Source organism: Kitasatospora sp. NPDC036934 (genome assembly GCF_055608425.1).
In genome coordinates, this window is record NZ_JBVJQR010000002.1 from 18,431 (window position 1) to 40,672 (window position 22,242).

A 22,242-nucleotide genomic window follows, 5' to 3' on the forward strand; every position below is an offset into this window, starting at 1 on the left:
CCTTCTTCGTGCCCTGGTCTCAGTTTTGGTCTCAGTTCCGATTTTTGGGCCCCAGTGGCCGGGCCGCCACCTGCTACCCCGCTCCGGAGCGGCGTTGCTTGGCCCGGGCACGCGACACGATCGTCCGCGCACCGGACGCGTTCATGCGCATACGCGCGAACTCGATGCTCACATCGAACCGCGTCGCCACCTGCTCGTCGGTCCAGTCCCTGAAGGCCACCTCGATGGCAGCCTTCATAGGAACCAGAAGTTCGCCCGACAGCGCGAGGGCCTGCGCCTCCTGCGTCTTCACGACCGGATCCAGGCTCTGGCACCCCCCGTCAGTGAACACGACACTGCTGAACTCGTGCTCCAGCAGAAGGTGTGCCATCTCGTGCGCGACGTTCGACCGGCGACGCTGCGGATTGTGCGAGCTGTTCTCGACGATGAAGCGCGCTGTACCTGCCGGAACCAGAGCCGCAGACCAGGTGCCCGCACGCTCGCTGGCAAAGTACTCCAAAGTCTCCGCCGGGCAGCCCGAGTCGCCGAGCTCGCTCAGCGGGTAGACCGGAATGCCGTACTCATCCGCGAGGCGAGCAAGATCGATGGGCTGATGAAGCCCGACCTGGATGCGGGCCCGCTCTTCCAGAGCCAGGTCTTCCAGCGCCTTCTTCGTCCATCGCTGCCCCACGCCTCACCTCGAACCGGACTCTCGGTCGGCGGCAAACCGACGCACGGCCGCACCGATCAGCTCTTCCAAGTGCTTCACATCTGCCTCGCCCAAGTCGGAGCGAGCTCGCAGTAGCGGGGCAAGCTGCACAAGAAGCTCAGGTTGTTCGGGAACTTCACCCGGTCGGACGCCCTCGTCCACCATGAAGCTCTCGGCCGGCTCGCCGAGCCAGCTCACCAGCGCGGCAAACGCGTCCACGTCCGGACGGTTGCCATTGGCCAACCGCGTCATGGTCGACGGGCTGACGCCCACCTGAACAGCCAGCTGCCTCCACGAAAGGTCCCTCGACGCCCTTGCGGCGTCCAGCGCCGCGTAGAGGGCGGCCACGTTCACCTTCGTCCGGGCCATCGCCCTCCTCCTCGGTCTCTGTTCCCCTACCTCCTTTCTACCAGTGTTTGACATCTCGAACACCACGGCTTACCTTGATCCTCAAGAGATGTTCGACATCTCAAACAGTGACGGCATCTCGACACGTCCATGCCGGGTGCCCGAGCAGTCCCAGGAACGACACCATCAAGATCGGAAAGAGGTGCCCGATGGAAACCCCCATCGACACGACCACCAAGACGGACCCCCACCAGCACGTCAGCGTCACCGTGAAGGTCAACAACCAGGACGTAACGCTGCCGGACCGCGAGGTGACCGGCTTGGAGATCAAGCAGGCCGCGGTCTCGCAGGGCCTGCCGATCGACGTGGGCTTCCAGCTCTCGGTCAAGCGCAGCCATGGCCGGTACGAGGTCGTGGACGACGATGAGCTGATCCGCGTCCACACCCACCAGGAGTTCCTCGCCGTACCGCCGGACGACAACTCGTGACCTCCCCGACTCCGGCAATCGCCGAAGCCGTCGGAGCCGTCCGAGCCCACTTCGCCGGTCATCCGGTCGAGGTGGTCCCGGACGGCTCCGGCGGGGTCTACGTCATCGTGGAGCAGGTCGAGTTCGGAGCGGCCTATGTGCCGTCGACTACCTGGCTTGGCTTCCAGATCAGCGCGGCGTACCCGGACGCCGATGTCTACCCGCACTACGTCGGTCCGCTCGCTCGAACAGACGGCGGAGCCCACGGGCAGGCCATCCAGTCGGTCACGTGGCAGGACAGGACGGCCCTGCAGATCTCCAGGCGCTCGAACCGCCGCGACCCGAACATCGACAGCGCCGCACTCAAGGCCGAGAGGATTCGCAAGTGGCTCGCCGACCAGTGAACCCGCCCGCCATGGGCTGGAGCCTCACCATCCCGCCCAAGATCTGGGATCGTCTGTCTGATCACGTCCTGGGATCCGCCGCCCGCGGCGCTGTCCTTCTCGCCGGCCTCGCCGACGGGCCGCGCGGACCCCGGCTACTCGCCCGCGAGCTGATCCTCGCCGACGAGGGCACGGACTACGTCCCCGGCGAGTTCGGCCACCGGGCTCTTGCCCCGACCTTCGTCCGCGACGCGGTGATCAGGGCCCGGGACGAGGGACTGGCGTACATCGCTGTTCACGCCCACCTCGGACGCGACCACGTGGGCTTCTCCGAGATCGACCTGGCCAGCCACGAGCGCGGCTACCCAAGCCTTGGCCAGATCAGCGGCCAGGTGGTCGGAGCGCTCGTACTCACCGACCATGCCGCAGCCGGAGATCTCTGGCTGCCCGACGGCCGCCGGGAAGAGCTAGCAGAGACGATCGTCCCGACCGGGAACCTGCTGCGGCTGCGCTCCCAGCCGGCCACGGAAGAGCGCCCGGATTCCCTGCACGACCGCCAGGCACGCCTCCTCGGCGACCTGGGCCAGGAGACGCTCCGTCGGTTGCGCGTTGCCGTCGTAGGGCTCGGTGGTGTCGGCAGCATCCTCGTCGAGGAACTCGCCCGGCTGGGCGTGGGTGAGCTTGTACTGATCGACGACGAGGCCGTTGAGAAGACGAACCTTCCCCGGCTCGTGGCTTCTGAGCTCGGGGACATCGGGCGGCTCAAGACCGAGCTCGCCGCGCGCAACGCCCGGCGCGCCAACCCGGACGTCCGCCTGACCGAGATCGCCCAGCGTGTGGAGCGTCCGGAGTCGCTCGAGGAGCTCGTTCGCTGCGACTGGATCTTCCTAGCCGCCGACGGTGACGCTGCCCGCCATTGGGTGAACGCCGCCGTTCAGCAGTACCTCGTCCCGGCCACCCAGGTCGGAGTCAAGGTTCCGCTGACCCCTAAGGGGGAGGTGGGACAGATCCACACCGCCACTCGCTTCGTGCTGCCCGGCTCGGGATGCCTGTGGTGCAACCGGCTCGTCGATCCGACCCGCTTGGCCATCGACATGCACCCCACCAAGGAACGCGAGGCAGCGCAGTACATTCCCGGGGTCCCCGCACCGAGCGTGATCACCCTGAACACGCTCGCGGCCGCGGAGGCGGTCAACCACTTCGTACTCTCGGTGGCTGGCCTCCACGACGAGGAGGGTGACCACGCCTCGGTCATCCACCGACCTCGAACGCGCCAGCGCGATCTTCAGAATCCTCGCCAGGGTCCGAGCTGCCGCTGGTGCACATCGAGCGGGCAGCTCGGGCTCGGACGGCGGGGAAGCACGCCGTTCTGAGCAACAGCACGATCGAGTTCCACTGGTTAGGCCACTCGGAGGCGTTCCAGCAGTTCGGGAACGCCTCCGACCCGTTGGTAGGGCCTGAAGGCGGGAGCGAGTTCGCGGACGAGGGTGACGCAGCGTTCGGCGCCGATGCGTGTGGCGAGGTCGAGGGATTCGATGGTGACGACGAGGGCCTGGTTCGGTGTACTTGGACTGCAGAAATGCCTTGGCCTGGTAAGTGAGGAACATGCCGCAGGTCTTGTCGCGGGTGCCGGCCAGGAGGGCCGTGCCTTCGGCTATCCGGGTGCGGGCCTCTGCTTGGCGGCCGAGTTCGAGCAGGCAGTGTCCGGAGTCGACGGCGAGGTCGACGGGGCTCATCCAGGCGCACCAGCCGGGCGCAGGGGAGGTGCTCTCACTGGAGAGCGCGGTCTCGGCGTCGGCGAGATCCCGGTAACAGGCCGAGCGGCCACCCGGGGGCGGCGTAGGCACAGGCCCGGCGAGGTGTGCATGGGCGAGATCGGGACGGAGTTCGCCGTCTCGGGGCCGACCATCACTCGCGAACGCATCGGCCGCCACCACGGCACCTGGCGGGACGTCACCCTCGTTGAACGTCGCAGTCCCAGCGTCGGCTGGCCAGGACGCCGCCGTTCACTCGCGCCGAGGGCCCGACTGCGATGCGGTCGGGCCCTCGGGCATCAGGCGATCTGAGCCGACGCTCGCTCAGGCCGCGTCTTCGTCGGGCTACTCCGGGCCAGATCCGACGTCGCCCCACAGAGCCGCGCCGATCTTCTTGCCGACGTCGTTCAGCATCGGCTCGGTGACGTGCTGGTAGCGCTGGGCCATCGAGGTCGAGGACCAGCCCATGATCGCCATGACGATCCGTTCTGGCACTCCGAGCAGGAGGAGGACGGTCGAGGCGGTGTGGCGGGCGTCATGGAGGCGGCCGTCGCGGATGCCGGCCTCGCGCAGGAGTCGCTTCCAGTGGTGGTAGTCGGTGCTGGGGTTGAGCGGCTCGCCGGTCTCCGAGGTGAAGACGTAGCCCTTGTCCGTCCAGAGGTCGCGGGCGAGGGCCCGCTCGCGGTCCTGCTCCTCCTTGTGCAGCCGGAGGATCGCGACGAGCTGCTCGGGCAGCGGCACCGCGCGTCGCCCGGCTCGGGACTTGGTGTCCTTGGTCTCGCGTCGGATCGGCTCCTTCTTCGGGCAGAAGCCGGGCTTGCGCCCGCAGCGGTCGCCGCAGCCGTGCCGGTACTTGGGCCGCAGCCGACCGCGCTTGACCCAGGCGACGCCTCGGGCGGAGTCGACGTCCTTCCACTGGAGCCCGAGCACCTCGCCCTGACGCAGGCCGAGGGCGAGCGCGAAGATCCAGCGAGCGGAGTTGCGGCGCTTGCGCGCCGTGTCCATGAGCGTCTGGACCTCCTCGATCTCGAACGGCTCGACCTCCTCTTCTTCGAGCTTCGGGGCCTTGGCGATCGTGGCCACATTGCGGGTGAGATGTTGGCGCCGAACCGCCTCGCCGAGGGCTACCCGGACCGTGCGGTGGGCCTGGTGGGCAGTACCGGCGGCGCTGCCGCTGGCCTGCATCTTCTTGTAGAAGCGCTCCAGGTGCTCGGGCTCCAGCTTCTCCAGGCGGTGCGCGCCGAGGCCGGGAACGAGGTGCACGCGGACAGCGACCTCGTATCCGGCGTACGTGTTCTCGCCGACAGTGCCCGGCACGATCTCCTTGATCCAGTGGGTCAGCCACTTGCCAACCGTCCACTTCTGGCCGGCCTTGGGCACGGCGCCGTCGTCACGCAGCTTCTCCAGCTTGCGGACCTTGGCCGTGACCTCGGGGCGGGTCTTGGCGCTGACGTGGCGGCGGTCGGGGGTGCCGTCGTCCTTGACGCCGACCGTGACGCGGCCGTGCCAGCGGCCGTCGCTGCCCTGGTAGATCGAGGAGTCGCCGTTGGGCTTGCGGGTGTTCGCCATTCGATTCCCCCTCTCAGGCCGCGAGCGCGACGGTCGAAGGGGCAGCCTGCGTACGGGCGGCCACGTACTCCTTGAGCGCCTCGGCGGGCACTCGGCGGAGACGGCCGATCGTCACGGACGGGACTTCGCCGGAGGCGACCAGGGCGTACATGGTCGTCCGGCCGACGCCGAGACGACGGGCGGCCTCCTCCACGGTGAGGGCGACGAGCGTCGGATCCGGCACCTCCGTGCCGCAGCTGGCGACGAGGGCAAGGAGCTGGTGCTCCGTGAGGCCGATTGCGCCGGCAAGGCGCGCGAGAGACAGGGGCGTTTCAGGCATAGGTGTTCCTCCCGGCGGCGCGGGGCAACGCGCCGCCGTGGCGACTGTTGGGATGGGCGGTGGGTTGATGGGCTGCCGGGCGACCCTCGGCGTTCGTAGCGCCGGGGGTCGGGCAGCGGGGTAGGTGGTGGGCGGGGCGGGCACACTACGGCGGTCTCGGCTCGGGACCTAAAACGATCTTGGACGCATGGGCCGGGTCGAGCGTTTTAGGTCGCGAGCCGGGTCGCCGCGATGATGCTCCGCGAGGCCGTCGATCCCCGAGCTGGCGGCCCTCAGCGTTCGTAGCGCCGAGGGTCGGGCAGCGGGGTGGTGGGCGGGACGGGCACACTACGGCGGCCCCGGCCGGAAACGAAAAAGATCTTGGGCGCGTGCGCCGGTCTGACCTTTTTAGGTTTCCGGCCGGGTCGCGGCGAGGATGCCCCATGCGGCGAGCTGGGCGGGCTCGCTCACCGGTCGGCCGAGGGGTCCTTGCGGAGCGGATCCCACTGGGAGTTGGGGGCCGGGTACCACGTGGGCTCGGCGCCGGAGGGGCCGAGGTCGACGCCTTGGGCTTCGAGCCGTTCGGCGATCTCCTCGTAGGTGTGCAGGGCCTCGTCGTACCGGGCCTTGGCGGCCTGTTCGAGGTCGTGGGCGGTTCTCCACTCCTGCTCGGCCTTCTCGACGGCGAAGCCTGCTTCCTGCAGCTCGTAGTCCGGTTCGTCCGGGCCAGCCACGGCTTCGGTCATGAAGTTCGCTGGCGGGACGCTGAGTGCCTTGGCCAGGCCGATCACCTCGTCGAAACGGACCGGGCGGGTTCCGTTCTCGATCTTGGCGACCTGGGTCTGGTGGAACTTGAAGCCGAGCCGGGTCATGCGTTCAGCCACGTCCTCCTGGGAGAGGCGGGCGGCCTTGCGCAAGACCTTCAGGTTGTGGGCCACGAGGGCCTCACCCTCCAGGGCCTTGTACCGATGCACCATGGGGTTGACCATACCAACCTCCTTCCGATTGCGAGCAGGCGCGACGCGACGACAGGAGCGACTGTAGCAGCATGAAATGCCCAACCGCCAAGCGGTTGAGCTGACCTTCACGAGACCTCCACGAATCAGTTCGGCCAGCAGAAATGCCGAGAGGGGTTGAGATATCCATGCGTGAATCGCTTGACAGAGGGTCGACGTCCCGCTACGTTCGATCTTGCCAGCATGAAATGACCAACCGGGAGGAGGTTAAGCCGGGTCGGGCGCCAGCCCGAATGCCCCCAGGAAAACGCGAAGCCCCCGGCGCTACGAACACCGGGGGCTGATCGAAAACCTCGCCACCGCCCATCCCAGGACAGTCGACCTACGGCGGACCGGGTTGCCCCCCAGAGCCGCCGAGTGAGGATCTCCATGACCGAGGTTACTGCCTCCCAGCCCCACGCCACACCCCCCGCAGCGGACACGCCTGCTGTCGCATGGCCGCCCGTGGCCAAGGCCGGCGAGCCCGGCACCTACCTGCCCGCCCAGCAGGCCCTCGCGTCCACAGCCTGTGGACACGACGCCGAGGCGGCGCATGCCGAGCCCACCGCCCCGGACGGGACCGACCTGATGCCCGACACCGAGGCGACCGAGGGCGCCGACCTGCTCGCGCAGCTGAGGGCCCAGATCGCGAAGTTCGTGATCCTTCCCTCCGACCAGGCCCTGGACGCCGCTACCCTGTGGGTCGCCGCGACCCACCTGCAGGGCTCGTGGCAGCACGCCCCGCGCCTGGCCGTGGTCGGCCCGGCCAAGCGCTGCGGCAAGTCCCGCCTCCTCGATGTGCTCGCCGAGACGGTCCATCAGCCGATGCTGACGGTGAACTCTTCTCCGGCCGCCATCTTCCGCACGATCAGCGAGGAGCCGCCCACCCTGCTGGTGGACGAGGCGGACACGATCTTCGGCAGTCCAAAGGCGGCGGAGAAGAACGAGGAGATGCGCGGCCTGCTCAACGCCGGGCACCAGCGCGACCGCTACGTGCTGCGGGTCGTCGGCAACGACCACACCCCGCGCAAGTTCCCCACCTTCGCCATGGCGGCCATCGCCGGCATCGGCGACCTCCCCGACACGATCATGGACCGCTCGATCGTGATCCGCATGCGCCGCCGAGCCGAGGGCGAGCGCGTCGCCCCGTACCGCACCCAGCGGGACCGGCCCGCCATGCACGCGATCCGCGACAAGATCGCCCGCTGGGCGGCACCGCTCGCTGACCGGGCCCTGCGTCTGGAGCCCGCCATGCCGGTCGAGGACCGCGCCGCCGACACCTGGGAACCCCTGGTGATCATCGCCGACCTCGCCGGAGGACCCTGGCCCCGCCTGGCCCGCCAGGCGTGCAAGCGCATGGTCGACGCCGAGGTCCAGACCGAGGAGGACAACCCCGGCGGCGCGCGGATCCTCGCGGACATCCGGCGGATCTTCCACGCCGCCGGTGAGCCGGACAGCATCGCCACCGACCAACTGCTGTTCAACCTCAACGGCGACCCCGAGGCCCCCTGGGCCGAGACCAGCCGAGGCGGGCTGACCCCGCGCGGCCTTGGCGCGATGCTCCGCGAGTTCGGCATCTCCTCCGGCAACGTCCGCATGCCCGATGGAACCCAGCGCAAGGGCTACCTGCGCAACAAGTTCCTCGACGCCTGGCGGCGCTACTGCCCCGCAGTCCACCCCGTGAACGCCACCGCAGCGGGCAGCAGACGCTGACCACCCTCCCCGAAATGCCGTCCCTGCCGTCCCAGCCGTAACACCGCAGGTCACCACACCTGCCGCCAAGACGGAACGGCACCCCAAGACGGCAACGTCATCCGCACCAAGACGGATCAGGCCCACGCCAAGACGGCAGCCGTCCACTCCCACCAGCGGCCCGCCGCCGCCCCCGTCCGGGGCGCGAGCGGCGGGCCATGGCCGGGACGGGAAACACATCCGTCTTGTGCCGTCCCACCCGTCCCTGCCGTAAAACCGCAGGTCAAAGGCCATGCCTCCGGGACGGATACGAGCCCCAAGACGGATACCGCACCGTCCCGAACCCGAACTCCGCCGTGTCCACGGCACCACCCGGGCAGCCGAGCCCGCCCCAGCCCAGAGACCGTCCCGCAGCACCAAGACGGCAAGACGGCAAAGACGGCAATCCCACAAACCACCACCGCCCGACCCGCGAGGACCACCTTCCGCATGACCGCCACCACCCCAACGCGGCGTCTGCCCCGCCCGGACGCCGTCCTCATACAGGCCGCCATCGCAGGCGCCCTGTCCTTCGCCCACCTCCACGACATCGCCGAAGCCGCCGGACAACACGGCTGGAAAGCCTGGGCCTACCCCGTCTCGGTCGACCTACTGCTCGTCGCCGCCTGGCAACGCATGCGAACCCTGCGCACCACCGGACACCCCGCCGGCACCGCCTGGACCTGGTTCGCCATCGCCCTGGCCGCCTCCCTCGGCGCCAATGTCGCCACCGCCGGACTCCTCGACCTCGCCCACGTCCCCGCCTGGCTACGGATCCTCGTCGCCGGATGGCCCGCCCTCGCCTTCTTCGGCGGCACCCTCCTCGCCCACAACACCACCGCGACCGCGACCGCCATCGACCCGAAGCGCGCCGAGGGCGAACTCCCGCTCCGCGAAAACCCCGAGCCTGCACCGGCAACCGAGTCCGCACCGGTGACGGACGCGGAGCAGTACGACCTACCCGCCGACGAACCGGTGCTCGAGCCCGACCACGACCTCCGGCCCGACAGCCGGAAACCGGTGGTGGGCACCAAGCGCACCGGCCGCAAGCCCGCCGCCTCGATGGACGAGCTGGCCGAGATCGTCCGGCCCGCCGTCCAGGAGCACGGCCCCACCCAGGCCGTGATCAGGACAGTCCTGCGCGAAGCCGGCATACCCATCGCCAGCGACCGCCTCGGCAAGCTGACCCAGCGCTTCAAGGACGAACAGGCCAGCCAGCAGGCCGACGCGCAAGCCAGCGCCTCGGCGGCCTGACGCCCCCGCCGCTCGCCCGAGCACCGGCCCGCTTCCGGACCGGGCGAGCGGCCCCTCACCGACGCTGACCAACGCTCACCGGAACTCCCCCAGCGCCCATCCGGAGACCCCGGAAGTCCTGAACCGGCGACGTCTACACCAGAACTCCGGCACCGCCAAACCCCCCTTCCGCCGGACCATCACCCCGCATCCGGCGAACACCCCACCAACCGACAACCGCCTGCCCCGACAGAAGAACCGGAAGATCCCCGTGCCCGACCAGCAGCACCACCTCGACCCTGCATTCGCCTCGCCCGAGCAGGACGCCCAGCAACGCGGAGCCGGTAGCGGCAAGCCCGGCCGTGGCGGCATACTCGCCCGCGTCAAGCAGGCCCTGCCCTGGACCGGCCACGGTCACGACGACGACGGAGCAAGCTGGGGCAAAGTCCACAACGCCGTTGGCGCCGCGGACTTTGCGCTTGACCCCGCCACAGGGGTGGCGGGGCAGGACCGGCGCGAGGGCGCGCCGGACCAGGAGGTCGCGACCGAGGGCGGCCACGACCAGGACCAGCTTCCCGAGCACGATGCCGAGCCGCGCAACGACATCGACGCCGAGCGTGCCGACGCCGCCGACCGCGTCGTGCGTGAAGCGCCGACCGTCACCGCCGCCGAGTTCATCCATGAGCGCGTTCCGGTTCTCGACCGCTTCGTACTTCCGGTGGACGACACCTCGCTTCCGCTGGCGGTGCGGATGTACCGGCCGCGTTCCGGAACCAAGCGCGATGACCAGGTGACCTGCTCGGTGGAACCGGCCGAGAAGGAGCTGCTCGACTTCGTCGCCAAGAAGCTCAAGCGCTCGCGCTCCTCCTTCCTGGCGGATTCCGCCATGAGCGTGGCCCTGGCGTACCTGATGACCGGCCGCCGCGACGCCTTCGTCCCCATGCCCGACTACGAGGCCGTCACGCTCCTCACCGAAGCAGTCGGTACCCACCAGCGGGCGATCGACCGGGCCGGCAACAACCTCAACCAGCTCATGGTCGAGATCTACCGAGGCGAGATCCCGGAGCGCGCCATGGAGACCCTGGACGCCCTTCACGCCTGCGCGATCGAGGCCCGTCACGCCTACCAGCGCGTCCTGCCGGGAGGCCGCCGTGGTGCCTGACGTCTCCACCGGCTCGCGCACCCGCGGCCTGCTCTCCTACCTCTTCGGCCCCGGCCGGCGCGACGAGCACACAGACCCGCACATCGTCGCCGCGTTCGCCATGCCCGGCGTGCCCGACCCCGGCCGAGCGCCCCTCGACCAGCGCCACGCCCTCCTCGACGAGCTCGCCGACTACCTCGACCAACCCGTGCGCGCACGTGAGAGGCGCGTCGGCACGAAGGTGCCGCAGCACGTGTGGCACTGCCCCGTCCGCACCGCGCCCGGCGACCGGTACCTCACCGACGCCGAGTGGGCCGAGGTCGCCCGCCGGGTCGTCCACGCCACTGGCATCGCGCCCGATGGCGACGACAAGGGCTGCCGGTGGATCGCCGTTCGTCACGCCGACGACCACATCCACATCATGGCCACCAGCGTCCGCGAGGACGGCCGCCGTCCCCGCAACAAGCGCGACGGCCAACGCGCCCAGGCCGAGTGCCGCAAGATCGAGAAGGAACTCGGCCTGCGCCAGCTCAACTCCGGCGACCACACCGCCGCCCCGATGCCCACCAGCGCCGAGCAGGCCAAGGCCCAGCGCACCGGCCACCAGCAGACCGCCAAGGAGTGGCTGCAGGAACAGGCCCAAGCCGTCGCCGCCGCCTCCCTGAACGAGGCGGAGTACTTCTCCACCCTCACCGCCCTCGGCATCCAGGTCCGCTACCGCATCGGCCCCGAGAGCGGCGACGTCATCGGCTACAGCCTCGCCCGCCCTGGCGACGTCAACGCCCAAGGCGAACCCGTCTACTTCGGCGGCTCCAAGCTCTCCCCCGACCTGTCCATCAACCGCCTGCGCGAACGCCTCGCCGCCCAGCAGCCCACCACGCCCGCACGGGGCACGGTCGAACCGGACCGCTGGCGACAGGCCGAGACCACCCTCCGGGAGACCGTCCGCTTCGCCTACCAGGACCAACACCACCCCGACGTCGACGCGTTCGACACCGTCGTCCAGGCCCAGGCCGCCGCTTTCGGCGAACTCCTCCACACCGCCGCCCTCACCGCACCCGCCCACACCCGCGCCGAACTACGAGCCGCCGCAATCGCGTTCAACCGCGCCAACCGATCCAAGGTCCGTGCCGAACACCAACAGGCCGCAGCCCTCCGCACCGCCGCCAAGCAACTCCTGCACACCGCCGGCTCCGGCGAGGACGGCGCCACCGCCGCCGCCCTGCTGTCCACCGCCGTCTTCGTCGTGATCGCCATTGCCCGCTGGCACCAGACCCGAGGCCACCAGCAGCAAGCCCACGCCGCCCAGCAGTCCCTCGTCCACCTGCGAACCGCCTACCGGCAGACGGCCGAGCCGGTCATCGCCGACCTCACCCGCCGCACCCCCACACCCAAGACCACCGACCGCCTCGCCGCCCAGGTCCACGCCGCCGTCCCCGACCACGCCCAGCGCATCCTCGCCGACCCTTCCTGGCCCGCCCTGGCCACCGCGCTCGCCCAGGCCGAATCCTCCGGCCAACCACCCCGCCGAGCCCTCGCCGAGGCCGCCCAGCAACGGGAGCTCACCACAGCCGACCGACCCGCCGAAGTCCTCCTCTGGCGCCTGCGCAACGCCACCAGCGACCGCATCGACCAGCGCACCCAGGCCGCACGCGCCCGCACCGGCAGCCGCACCACCCCGACACCCGCACCCACAACACCCGCTGTGCCGACCGGCACCAGGGCCGCCAACGACCCCACCCGCCGACGCTGACCCCGACCGGAAACACCCGATGCCTCGAGCCCCGCCCACCCAGCCACAGGAACGCCCGTGCGCACAGATGTCGCTTCGATGTCTTCTTCGGTGGCCGGGAACCATCCCGGCCACCGTGCGTCTTGTGTGCTTGCCAACCGTCACCCGCCATCGAAGGGCACCACTTGACCAACCCCAGCACCGACCACGACGGCCACCACAGAGCCGTCATCCGTGCCGTCCCCCACGCCGGCGAACTCGACGCCCGGGGCATCCCCATCACCTGTCCCAACTGCCGTGCCCGCCGAGACTGGCTCCTCCTCAACGTCCGCCACCAGGTCTTCGTCCGCTGCCGCTGCGCGGCCGAATGGCACGAGCCCGACCTCACCCGCGCCTACTTCGACCTGCACTTCACCGCCCCCGAACACGAGTGGGACGAGTGGGACGACTACAACACCGCCATGCGGGCACTCGCCTTCGACGGCCTACTCGCCGGCACCACCTGGTCGTGACCCACAGCCTGAGGCTCGCCTACACGGCGGGCCTCAGGCATTCCAGGGCCAGCCCACGAACCAGCAGCGCCACACCTTCCCGAACAACGCGGTCAATGCCAGCTCCGGCCCGAAAGCACTACGCCGTGGCCCCCAGCATCGGTACGGTAGCGATCCGTAGTGGCTTCAACACGGCACCGGGGCCAGCGTGGGGGGCAACGGCATCACGTTCGGCAAGTTCATCGCGGTCCGCCGCGCCGAGATGGAGTGGACCCAGCTCCGCCTCGCCACTGAGCTCGACCGCAGCGAGGTCTGGATGTCGCTGGTCGAACGGGACTTGCAGCAGGTGAAAGACCTGACCCTGCTCCGGCGCCTCGCGGAGGTACTCAGCTGCGAGCTCAACGAGCTGATGGCCTTACCGCAACCGGCCGCAGACCGGCCGAGGTCCCGCCCCCGCAAGTCCACCTCGGCTACGCTGACGAGCAGTTCCGCTGCCGAGGAGGACGATGTGCGACGCCGCCCGTTCCTGACCCTGGCGGCTGCCGCCCTGTTCACCCCGGTCGCCGGCCAGCAGGCCGCGCACGCCGAGGCAGCCTCACCGCTGGCCGGCCTGGAGGACCTGCTGCTCTACGGGACAGGACGGGTTCCAGCGCCCCGCAGCGAGCCCACCCACGAGACTGTCTCCGCCTCCCTCCTGACGTCCCGTCGTGAGTTCAAGGCTGCCAAGTACGACGCGCTCGCTGAGGCTCTGCCGAGCCGGATCGCTGCCGCCCAGATGGTCGGCAGCACCGAAGAACGGGCTCGCAACGTCGCCCGGCTCTACAATCTCGCAGTTCGACTGTGCATCAAGATCGGCGACAACAACCTGGTGGCCATCACCGCCGACCGCGCGCTCACCGCCGCCCGAGACGGCGGCGACCCGCTGGTGGTCGCCGAGGCACAGCGGATGGTCTCCAGCGCCTGGCGCCGCCAGGGCAGCCTGGCCCGAGCAACCGACATCGTGGTGGTCGCCGCCGAGGACCTCCTCGCCGACAACACGGTGCCCGAGTCCGCCCGCCTGGCCACCCGGGGCGACCTGTACGCCACTGCGGCCTACACCGCCGCGAAGACCGGAGACCGCGCCTACGCGCACTCGCTGATCCGCGAGGCAGCCGACAGCGCCGCAGCTGCCGGCCGGACCTCCGGTCTGGTGGACGGCATCCAAGGCGTCGCCCTGCACGAGTTGTCGGTGCACTACGAGCTCGGCGACGCCGGCCGGGCGATCGAGCTGGCCTCCACGATCGACCCCACCGCACTGCCGACCGCCGAGCGGCAAGCCCGCTTCTTCACTGACGTGGCCCGCGCGTTCGACCAGTGGGGCAAGCCCGAACAGTGCTACCGGGCTCTCCTGGCCGCCGAGGAGGCAGCCCCGCAGGAGATCCGCCGGGGTGCCGTCCGCGACCTCGCCACCACCCTGCTGCGGCACGACCGCAAGCTGCCCGGCGTCCGAGACTTCGCCGCCCGAGCGGGCGTCCAGATCATCTGACCCGTAGCCGGACTACGGCCCGTAGTCCAGCTACGGATCCGGCCTTTCGCCCGGCGGTTCACTGGGGAACGTCCACCCTCCCCCTGCTGCCGAAGGCCCTCCCATGCCAACGCCCAGCACCTCCCCGCCGCCCGCCAGCCGGCGGCACGCCGCCCCGCCGGACCGCGACCGGCTCGGCGCCTTCCTCGCCGCCTCCTGGGCCGCCCTGCACCTACCCGTGCTCGCCCTACTCGGCCTGGCTGTCCACAACCACCCGGCCGAGGCCAGCCCCCAGGCGGCGGCCGTGCCCGACCTTCCTCCCTCCTAAGGCCCCGGGGGCCGCCGTGACGGCCCCGCCCCTTTCTTCCACTCGCTCGCCCGAGAGGAGATCCAGCCATGCACCGGCTGACCGACGCGCCCGCACTGCACACCAAGCTGCAGCGCATCGACCACCGCACCACCCCCGAGTACTACTTCGACACCGAACACGTCACCGACCCGGTCGTGCTGGAGCTGCTGAACTGCTGCCCGACCGTCTTCGGCATCAAGAAGGCCATCACCGACCTGCTCGCCGGCAACCTGGACATCCCGCTGCCGGAGGCGACCGGGACCATCGAGCCCGGCGCCAGCGTCCGGGGCCACGTGATCGTGGCGCCCGGCGCCGTCGTCGCCGAAGGCGCGTTCGTCACCGGACCGGTGCTGGTCTGCCCCGGCGCGGTGATCGAGGCCGGCGCCCGGGTACGTGACAACACCGTCGTCGGCCCCGGCTGCCGCATCGGCTTCGGAGCCGAGGTCACCCGCTCCCTGCTCACCGGCGGGGTGTTCATGAAGCACACCAGCTTCGTCGGCGACTCCGTGCTCGGGCTCGGCGTCAACATCGGCGCTTTCGTCTCCACCACCGGCCTGAGGGTCACCTCCGGACCGGTCACCGAACCGGCCACCGAAGAGGTCTGCGCCCACCTCGACGGCCGGCGCATCGCCACCGGCCAGACGAAGTTCGGCGCGGTGATCGGCGACGGCGTGATCGTTCCCGCCGGCACCGTGCTCCAGCCCGCCACCCTCATCGGCGCGCACACCCTGCTCTACCCGAAGACCCAGGTCGGAGGCTTCTTCCCGGCCGGAAGCCAGGGAAGGTGACCATGCCCACCACCGACACCACCACCACGACCGACCAGCGGGCCGTACGAATCACCGGAGGCCGCCGCCTGGCCGGCACCGCCACCGTCCAGGGCAGCAAAAACATCGCCCTGCACCTGTACGCCGCCGCGATCCTCGCCGACGACCCTCTCACCCTGACCGGTGCGCCCGCGATCCTGGACACCCTGGTCGTCGCCGACATCCTGCACCGCACCGGCACCCGCGCCACCGTGACCGGCGACGAGTTCGCCACCCGACCGGCCGACTCCTACTTCCCGGTCATCCCGGACGACCTCGGACGACGCATCCGCACCACCGCAGTGATGGGCGGCGCCCTGCTGGCCCGCGCCGGCAAGGTCACCTTCCCCACCCCCGGCGGGGACGCCTTCTGCGCCCGCTACATCGACCGGCACCTGGCCGCGATGGAAGCCGCCGGGGCCGAGGTAGAGGTGAACCGGGGCCGGGTGCGGGCCCGCTTCACCGGCAAGCGGCTGCCGTTCATCACCGACGCCGAGACCTGCTCGTGGGGGCCGAGCCTAGGCGCGACGGTCACCGCGATGCTGCTGGCCGCCCGCATCCCGGGTACCTCCTCGATCCTCAACCCCAGTGTGGAGCCCGAGGTCACCCACACCGCCGCCCTGCTCTCGCAGGCCGGCGTCGGCATCGAGTGGCGGGGCAGGAAGGCCCTGAACGTCACTGGCACCGACCGCATCCGGGGCGGGGTGTTCACCGTGCCGCCGGACCGGCTGGAGGCCGCCACGCTCGCGCTGGCCGCCGCCATCACCGGCGGCACCGTCCACCTGGACGGCTTCCCGCCGGCCGCGTTCCCGGACGGGCTGGTGTCGGTGTTCGCCGACGCCGGAATCCAGCTCGACCCGCTGGACGGCGGAACGGCGGTCAGCACCCCGGCCGGGCCGCGACCGGTACAGATGGCCACCGGCCCGCACCCGGGCTTCCCGACCGACGTGCAACCGCAGCTGACCGCCTTCCTCACCCAGGCCGAGGGCAACTCCCGCATCGACGAGCGGATCTACACCCAGCGCGACACCCACCTGCCAGCCATGGCCGCGTTCGGCGCCGCCGTCAACGCGAGCGGCTCGGTGATCACCGTCCGGGGCCGGTCCGCCCTCACCGCCGCCGACGTGGCCGGGGAGGACATCCGGGCGGTGACCGCTCTCGTGATCGCCGCCCTGGCCGCCGAAGGCACCTCTACGATCCGAGGGATGTATCACCTGCGGCGCGGATACGGCAGCCTGCTGCCGAAGTTGGCCGCGCTCGGTGCCGACCTGACGATCGACCAGGAGTAGCCGTGACCAACACCGTGCCGTGGACCCCGAACGCGCTCGCCGACCTGCGCGAGTGCCTGGACCTGATGACCGCAGACGGCACTGTGCCCGGCGGGGTCATCGCCCACGGCACCTTCGACACCGAGCCCGGCTACCTGACCTCCGGCGTCGTCGCCCCCGAGTGCGGCGACGCCCGGCCGGGACCGGACACCGTGTACGACGTGGCCTCGCTGACCAAGGTCCTGGCCGCCTGGCCGCTGGTCGGCACCTCCCTCATGGACGGCTTCACCCTGGACACCCCAATCCGCGAACTGCTGACCGGCATCCCGGCCGAGGCGCCCGGAGGTCAGGTGACGGTCCGCCAGATCCTGGCCCATACCTCCGGACTGCGGGCCGACACCCGCCTCGACCAGTACCGGGGCCGCACCGAACCGCTGGCCGAACTGATCTGCGGAGAGGACCTGATCGCCGAGCCCGGCGCTGGCCACCTCTACATCAACCGCGGCTTCATCCTCCTCGGCCTGGCCCTGGCCCACTACCGCTGCCAGCGCCTGGACGAGCTGGCGACCGAGCTCTGGCAGCACCTCGGCGTGACCAGCACGACCTACGGACCGGTGCCCCGCTCCGCTCAGGTCGCCCCGACCGAGCAGCGGTTGACCGGCGGGCCCCGGCTTTGGGGGATGCCGCACGACGACAACGCCGCCCTGCTCGGCGGAGTCGCCGGCCACGCCGGGGTGTTCACCACCCCGGCCGACCTCGCCACCTTCGCCACCCACCTGCTGGCCTCGCACGCCACCGATGGGCCCCTGGGCCGCTGGCTCGCCCACAGCATGCAGCCGCAGGCCGAGATCGAGGTGGGCCTCGACCGTGGCCTGGCCTGGATCCTCGCCGACGAGGGCAGGGTCGCCTACCACCACGGCTTCACCGGAACCAGCCTCTACCTCGCCCCGGCCACCGGCCGCTATCTGGCCATCTGCACCAACGCCGTCTACCACCACCAGGACAACCGCACCCGCCTCGCCCCGCTGCGGATCCTCGCCCTCAAGGCGATCACCGACGAACCCTAGGAGGGCCTACCGTGCCCAGCACCACGTTCGCGTCCCTCACCACCCTGCGACTCGGGGGACCCGCCGAGCACGTTCTGACGATCTCCACCCCCGCGGACTGGGCCGACGCCGTCAGGACGATCGGGCAGCGCCACGAACAGGAACCCGTGGTGCTGGGCCACGGCAGCAACGTCATCGCCTCCGACACCGGACACCCCGGCACCGTCGTAGTCATGAACACCCGAGGCATCACCGCCAGCCGCGTGGACGACACCACGGTCGACGTCACCGTGCAGGCCGGACACCCGCTCACCGACCTCACCGCCTGGGCCGCCGCCGAGCACCTGGCCGGGATCGAGTGCCTGGCCGGGATACCCGGCACTGTCGGCGCCGCCCCCGTTCAGAACGCCGGAGCCTACGGCCAGCAGATCTCCGACACCCTCGACCACCTGACGGTGTGGGACTGGGAGATGGGCCGCATGCGGACCCTGCCCGCCGAGGCATGCCGCCTGCGCCACCGTGACAGCAGGTTCAAGAGCAACCCCGGCCGCTGGACCCTCCTCACCGCGACGTTCCACCTCACCCGCTCACCGGCCGCCCCCGTCACCTACCAGCCGCTCGCGGACGAACTCGGCACATCCATCGGCACCCGGCCGCCCGTAGCCGAGGTGACGGCCGCCGTTCTCGCCAACCGCCACCGCCGCGGACTTCTCCTCAACCCGCACGGCCCCGCCGCCCGCCAGGCCGGATCGGTCTTCGTCAACCCGCCCGTCACCGCCACCCAGGCCACCCGCCTGTCCGCCGCCGGATGCCCCACCCACACCGACAGCGACGGACAGCTCCGAGCCAGCGCCGGCTGGCTGCTGGAACACATCGGCTACCGCCCCGGCTACAAGATCGCAGACGGCATCCGCTGCTCAGAACGTCGCACCCTCACGCTCACCGCCCACGACGGAGCGACCGCGACGGGCTTCGCCCGGGCCCTCGCCGAGCTTTCGACGCAGGTCGAGATCGCCACCGGTATCGCACTGCAGCCCGAGCCGGTGTTGGTCGGCACCTGGTCGTGAGACCAGCCCATCGACGGCGCACCGATGTTGCGCGCCCAGCAAGCTCCGAACGCGAGGGCTCAGGTCGGGATCAACGACGGACGCCGCACGCCGAGCAGGTTCGCCCTCAGCTCCGGCATTCTGTCGGCTGAAACACCTTGCTGGCAGCAGGGGCAGAACTCGATCGCGGTGGGGTCAACGCGGAAGGGGCCGAGCGTGATCATCCGAGCCTCGGCCTCCAACCTTTCCTGCCTGGACGCATGTTGTCTGATCGCCGCAGCAAGGCGAATCAGCTCCTGAGCCTTTTTCTGCTTGTTGAGCGCTTCAAGGCCAAGTCGTTGCCAGGCGATTTCAGACGGATCGAAGGCGGACTTGCATGCTGCGTTGACCATCCCGGTGACCTTGGTGAGGTCGACTCTGACTTCCCCATCGGCGAGGCAGCCTCGCCTGAAAGCTTCCTGCACTTCGGCTGCGGTCGGTGGACGATAGTTACGGGCGTCGACGGCCCACCCAAGCTGAGGAGCCAGCGCAGTCACCTGGTCAAGTAGCCACTGGTGCTCTGGGGTGAGCCTCAGACCAGCACCAGCCAGCTTCCCATTGGTGTAGTTGAAACAAGTGACCGTGCCGCGCATATCGCGAGCTGCCCGACGAACGTTCGCGATGTCGCTGGCCACCGCGTAGGTACGACCGTAGACGCGCGCTGCCAGGCCCCGCCACGTCATCCAGATCGGGTACGGCTCAACAGTCCGTGCCGAGGTCAGCGCGGCGAGGATTTTGCGCTGCACCGGCCCATAACTCTGCGTCATGGCGTGGATACTATCCGCGCCCGGACTCGACGGCACGGGACACTCCGGAGGCCGAACAGGGGCAGCCGATCCGACAGATCTCTGTAACCACCGACCCCCGACGCATACGTGCTCACCTGACCGCGGCCAGCCCGTCGAACGGAACAGCGCAACCGCTTCGAGAGCCATTGCTGGTCTCAGTTTTGGTCTCATTCACTCTGGTCCGGCCAGGTTCAGCCGTCGCCCCACCGCCCACTCCGCTGCAGGTCAGGACGGGCGTGAACCCCGGCGGACGGCGTTCGGGAGAATTGGAAAGCGTGTTGGGGGCAACCCCTCACGAGTTCGAATCTCGTATCCTCCGCCTTCACGAAGGCCCGGACCGCACCAGCGGTCCGGGCCTTCGTCGTTCCGTGGTCGCCCACCGGACCGATGGGAGGTCCGCAGGGAGATTCCGCGAGGGCGGGCGGGTCGGCAACGTCCACTGCCATGTCGCCGCCAGCGTCGACCACGAGGGCCGGCCCGAGGTCCTGGGCCAAGGGCGTGCCGGTCTCGGTCGAACCGGGAGTAGCCTGGACATCACCGAAGGCACTTCGCATGCCGGTACCGGATATTGGCGTCGTCTGCGGCGAACGGCAATGCCGGACCCGACCTCTCGGCCGGGCCCGGGGACAGGTCTTTGATCATGACCGCGACCCTCGATCGTGCGACGACGCCCACCGCCACGGATTCCCCGGCACGGCTCTCCCTCACGCCCAGTGGCGTGCGGCCCGGCCGTCTGGACGGAGCCTGGTGGCCGCGCTCGCGTGATCTTCTCCTCGAACTCCCCGCCCTGGCCGCCGAGATCGACGAGCGGTGGGGCCGGATCACCCGGATCACCGTGAACCCCACGCAGTGGCCCGTCATCCCCCGGCGGATACCGGTCACCGGGCACACCGTCCACGCGGGCTGGTTCACCATCGAGCAGGACCCGCACGTGATCATGGTCTGTTCCTACACCCCCCGCCGGCTGAACCTGCTGGTCGTCCCGCCCCAGACGGATGCCGTCGAGGCCGCCCGGCTGATGGCCGAGGCCGCCGATCCCGCGAACACCAGGACCGCGAGCGAACTGCTCGCCGCGGAGCCGAGCGCCGGTGCGACCGTGCCGGACACCCGTTCCGACTTCCTGCCGTCGCCCGCCACACCCTCCACCGAGCCTGGCGAGGCCGACCGGCGAGCCGATCTCGCCCGGAGCCGGGCCGCCTCCTGGCCGGCATCCGTATAGGCGGCGGACGGGAGCCGCCCGGGCCGGGGCCGGGCCCGCGTCACTCGCGTGACCACTCGGTCTCGGCTTGGGGCTCGCCGTCGATACCGGGGCCTTCCCAGAGTCGGACCCTGACCGCCCGGGGGCCCGGCGCGGGTCGGGAGAGGGTGCGAACGAACACGTCCCGGAGGTGGTTGGCCGCCCGCTGCGGCGGACCGTCGTACTCCAGCGGATTCGGCGTCGTCGTGTCGTCCTGCCGGGACCAGTGGCCGTCGTCGTCCTGGGTCTCCAGAATCCACCGGTAGCGCCGCATCGTGGCCTCCTGTGACAACGCTCCTGCCCCGACCACGACCGTACGAGACGGGCGGACGGAGGGCGACCCGGGGATGTCGGCCGGCGGCTCCGGCGCCACGACGGGTCCAGGAGTGGAGGAGGTGGCCGATCTTCGAGGCGGACGACATCCGGGAAGGGTGGTGGCGGACGGCGCGCGGGGTGGCCGGGCGGCAACGACCATTGACGATCCTGGACTCGGGCATCCCGAAACCGGAATCCGGGAGCATACTTGTGCTATGCGGGAGGACGGACAGGGGCCTCGGACGAGGTGGACGTTCCTGACGCATCACGCGCGTGTACTTGTGGCGATCTCGCGTGACGCGGAAATCCGCCTGCGGGATCTGGCGACGACGTGCGGAGTGACCGAGAGGGCCGTACAGGCGATCGTCACCGACCTGGAGGACGCCGGCTTCCTCACCCGTACACGGCACGGACGTCGCAATCACTACCACGTCGTCGGCGGCACGTACTTCCGCCATCCCGCCGAGGCCCACCACGAGATCGCAGGCCTGCTGGCACTGTTCGGCGGCCCCGGTCTCCGCCCCGGCCCCGGCCCCCACCAGACGCTTCCTACCGGTGATCATCATGGTGAGCATCCGTGAGACCGCGCCCGACCGCCTCCAGCACCTCACACCGCAACTGCGAACAACCACCACGGTGGTCGACGGAGAGGCAGTGATCGTCCGCCTCGACGGCGCGGTGGACCTGGAGGACCGCCACCCCTTGCAGCAAGCCCTCGCACGGGTGGTGCAGAGCCGCCCGCCCCGGCTGATCGTCGACCTGACCGGCCTGGCCTTCTGCCACTCGGTATGCCTCAACGCCCTCCTCGCCGCCCGCCAGCGCGCGAGGGCCGCCGGTGTGGAGATGGTGCTCGCCGCCCCGCCGCCTCAGACCAGACGAGTACTGGAGATCACCGGCGCCGACGGAGTCTTCACCATTTGCTCGGACGTCCGCAGCGCCCTGGCGGACACCTGCGCCGCCAGTCGGCGGACAGGATGAGGCGGCGACCGGGCACAGCGGCCGCAGAACACCGTC

24 protein-coding genes and 1 pseudogene are annotated in these 22,242 nt (G+C 70.3%); 18 read left to right on the plus strand and 7 right to left on the minus strand.

What is annotated here, in order from left to right; translation table 11 throughout:
* Positions 1-73 precede the first annotated feature (73 nt).
* Positions 74-670, minus strand: a complete 597-nt coding sequence (locus tag ACZ7BZ_RS02790; protein WP_470356820.1) for an ImmA/IrrE family metallo-endopeptidase — start codon at positions 668-670, stop codon at positions 74-76.
* Between the two features lie 3 nt (positions 671-673).
* The gene (locus tag ACZ7BZ_RS02795) at positions 674-1,057 is read right to left on the minus strand and encodes a helix-turn-helix domain-containing protein (protein ID WP_470356821.1); all 384 of its coding nucleotides are present in this window, start codon (positions 1,055-1,057) and stop codon (positions 674-676) included.
* 188 nt (positions 1,058-1,245) lie between these two features.
* Here ACZ7BZ_RS02795 and ACZ7BZ_RS02800 point away from each other — a divergent pair, with 188 nt between their 5' ends.
* The 4 genes and pseudogenes from ACZ7BZ_RS02800 to ACZ7BZ_RS02815 all read left to right on the plus strand — a co-directional run.
* Entirely contained in the window at positions 1,246-1,524 is a 279-nt protein-coding gene (locus tag ACZ7BZ_RS02800) for a multiubiquitin domain-containing protein (protein ID WP_470356822.1), read from the plus strand.
* Positions 1,521-1,907 (plus strand): hypothetical protein, encoded by a 387-nt coding sequence (locus ACZ7BZ_RS02805; RefSeq protein WP_470356823.1) that lies wholly within the window; start codon positions 1,521-1,523, stop codon positions 1,905-1,907. Before ACZ7BZ_RS02800 ends, ACZ7BZ_RS02805 begins: the two co-directional genes overlap by 4 nt.
* Positions 1,908-1,918: 11 nt before the next feature.
* Complete coding sequence (locus tag ACZ7BZ_RS02810; RefSeq protein WP_470356824.1) at positions 1,919-3,259, plus strand: ThiF family adenylyltransferase; 1,341 nt, start codon at positions 1,919-1,921, stop codon at positions 3,257-3,259.
* A 537-nt stretch (positions 3,260-3,796) separates the two neighbouring features.
* Positions 3,797-3,871, plus strand: a pseudogene (locus ACZ7BZ_RS02815) (GNAT family N-acetyltransferase); the annotation flags it as partial.
* A gap of 114 nt (positions 3,872-3,985) precedes the next feature.
* Here the strand turns inward: ACZ7BZ_RS02815 and ACZ7BZ_RS02820 are convergent.
* The 3 genes from ACZ7BZ_RS02820 to ACZ7BZ_RS02830 all read right to left on the minus strand — a co-directional run bounded on the left by ACZ7BZ_RS02820 (position 3,986) and on the right by ACZ7BZ_RS02830 (position 6,484).
* The gene (locus ACZ7BZ_RS02820) at positions 3,986-5,209 is read right to left on the minus strand and encodes a tyrosine-type recombinase/integrase (protein WP_470356825.1); all 1,224 of its coding nucleotides are present in this window, start codon (positions 5,207-5,209) and stop codon (positions 3,986-3,988) included.
* A 13-nt stretch (positions 5,210-5,222) separates the two neighbouring features.
* Positions 5,223-5,528 carry a helix-turn-helix domain-containing protein gene (locus tag ACZ7BZ_RS02825; protein WP_380390158.1) on the minus strand — a complete coding sequence of 102 codons (306 nt, stop codon included), beginning with the start codon at positions 5,526-5,528 and terminating at the stop codon, positions 5,223-5,225.
* A gap of 446 nt (positions 5,529-5,974) precedes the next feature.
* Positions 5,975-6,484 (minus strand): helix-turn-helix domain-containing protein, encoded by a 510-nt coding sequence (locus tag ACZ7BZ_RS02830; protein ID WP_470356826.1) that lies wholly within the window; start codon positions 6,482-6,484, stop codon positions 5,975-5,977.
* Between the two features lie 408 nt (positions 6,485-6,892).
* Between ACZ7BZ_RS02830 and ACZ7BZ_RS02835 the strand changes: the two genes are divergently transcribed.
* The 11 genes from ACZ7BZ_RS02835 to ACZ7BZ_RS02885 all read left to right on the plus strand — a co-directional run bounded on the left by ACZ7BZ_RS02835 (position 6,893) and on the right by ACZ7BZ_RS02885 (position 18,870).
* Positions 6,893-8,215, plus strand: a complete 1,323-nt coding sequence (locus ACZ7BZ_RS02835; RefSeq protein ID WP_470356827.1) for a DUF3631 domain-containing protein — start codon at positions 6,893-6,895, stop codon at positions 8,213-8,215.
* 468 nt (positions 8,216-8,683) lie between these two features.
* Entirely contained in the window at positions 8,684-9,487 is an 804-nt protein-coding gene (locus tag ACZ7BZ_RS02840) for a DUF2637 domain-containing protein (RefSeq protein ID WP_470356828.1), read from the plus strand.
* Between the two features lie 250 nt (positions 9,488-9,737).
* Complete coding sequence (locus ACZ7BZ_RS02845; protein WP_470356829.1) at positions 9,738-10,628, plus strand: hypothetical protein; 891 nt, start codon at positions 9,738-9,740, stop codon at positions 10,626-10,628.
* Positions 10,618-12,360 carry a relaxase/mobilization nuclease domain-containing protein gene (locus ACZ7BZ_RS02850; RefSeq protein WP_470356830.1) on the plus strand — a complete coding sequence of 581 codons (1,743 nt, stop codon included), beginning with the start codon at positions 10,618-10,620 and terminating at the stop codon, positions 12,358-12,360. Before ACZ7BZ_RS02845 ends, ACZ7BZ_RS02850 begins: the two co-directional genes overlap by 11 nt.
* Before the next feature lie 164 nt (positions 12,361-12,524).
* Positions 12,525-12,851, plus strand: coding sequence for a hypothetical protein (locus ACZ7BZ_RS02855; protein ID WP_470356831.1), 327 nt, complete (start codon positions 12,525-12,527; stop codon positions 12,849-12,851).
* Positions 12,852-13,038: 187 nt separating this feature from the next.
* Positions 13,039-14,355 (plus strand): helix-turn-helix domain-containing protein, encoded by a 1,317-nt coding sequence (locus ACZ7BZ_RS02860; protein WP_470356832.1) that lies wholly within the window; start codon positions 13,039-13,041, stop codon positions 14,353-14,355.
* Positions 14,356-14,458: 103 nt separating this feature from the next.
* Entirely contained in the window at positions 14,459-14,662 is a 204-nt protein-coding gene (locus tag ACZ7BZ_RS02865; protein ID WP_470356833.1) for a hypothetical protein, read from the plus strand.
* Positions 14,663-14,730: 68 nt separating this feature from the next.
* Positions 14,731-15,471 carry an LbetaH domain-containing protein gene (locus ACZ7BZ_RS02870; protein WP_470356834.1) on the plus strand — a complete coding sequence of 247 codons (741 nt, stop codon included), beginning with the start codon at positions 14,731-14,733 and terminating at the stop codon, positions 15,469-15,471.
* A 2-nt stretch (positions 15,472-15,473) separates the two neighbouring features.
* Positions 15,474-16,778, plus strand: coding sequence for a UDP-N-acetylglucosamine 1-carboxyvinyltransferase (locus ACZ7BZ_RS02875; RefSeq protein ID WP_470356835.1), 1,305 nt, complete (start codon positions 15,474-15,476; stop codon positions 16,776-16,778).
* A gap of 2 nt (positions 16,779-16,780) precedes the next feature.
* Positions 16,781-17,824: a serine hydrolase domain-containing protein gene (locus ACZ7BZ_RS02880; protein ID WP_470356836.1), complete on the plus strand. Its 1,044-nt coding sequence runs from the start codon at positions 16,781-16,783 to the stop codon at positions 17,822-17,824.
* An 11-nt stretch (positions 17,825-17,835) separates the two neighbouring features.
* Positions 17,836-18,870, plus strand: a complete 1,035-nt coding sequence (locus ACZ7BZ_RS02885) for a UDP-N-acetylmuramate dehydrogenase (protein WP_470356837.1) — start codon at positions 17,836-17,838, stop codon at positions 18,868-18,870.
* 59 nt (positions 18,871-18,929) lie between these two features.
* On the opposite strand, the gene ACZ7BZ_RS02890 is transcribed toward ACZ7BZ_RS02885, so the two are convergent.
* The gene (locus ACZ7BZ_RS02890; protein WP_470356838.1) at positions 18,930-19,655 is read right to left on the minus strand and encodes a hypothetical protein; all 726 of its coding nucleotides are present in this window, start codon (positions 19,653-19,655) and stop codon (positions 18,930-18,932) included.
* Between the two features lie 661 nt (positions 19,656-20,316).
* Between ACZ7BZ_RS02890 and ACZ7BZ_RS02895 the strand changes: the two genes are divergently transcribed.
* A complete protein-coding gene (locus ACZ7BZ_RS02895) occupies positions 20,317-20,895 on the plus strand; it encodes a DUF5994 family protein (RefSeq protein ID WP_470356839.1) in 579 nt (192 codons plus the stop codon).
* A 40-nt stretch (positions 20,896-20,935) separates the two neighbouring features.
* On the opposite strand, the gene ACZ7BZ_RS02900 is transcribed toward ACZ7BZ_RS02895, so the two are convergent.
* Entirely contained in the window at positions 20,936-21,187 is a 252-nt protein-coding gene (locus ACZ7BZ_RS02900; protein WP_470356840.1) for a hypothetical protein, read from the minus strand.
* 256 nt (positions 21,188-21,443) lie between these two features.
* Between ACZ7BZ_RS02900 and ACZ7BZ_RS02905 the strand changes: the two genes are divergently transcribed.
* Both ACZ7BZ_RS02905 and ACZ7BZ_RS02910 read left to right on the plus strand, forming a co-directional pair.
* Positions 21,444-21,809, plus strand: coding sequence for a helix-turn-helix transcriptional regulator (locus tag ACZ7BZ_RS02905; protein ID WP_470356841.1), 366 nt, complete (start codon positions 21,444-21,446; stop codon positions 21,807-21,809).
* Positions 21,793-22,206, plus strand: coding sequence for an STAS domain-containing protein (locus tag ACZ7BZ_RS02910; protein WP_470356842.1), 414 nt, complete (start codon positions 21,793-21,795; stop codon positions 22,204-22,206). The genes ACZ7BZ_RS02905 and ACZ7BZ_RS02910 overlap by 17 nt, the downstream gene beginning before the upstream one ends.
* Positions 22,207-22,242: the final 36 nt, after the last annotated feature.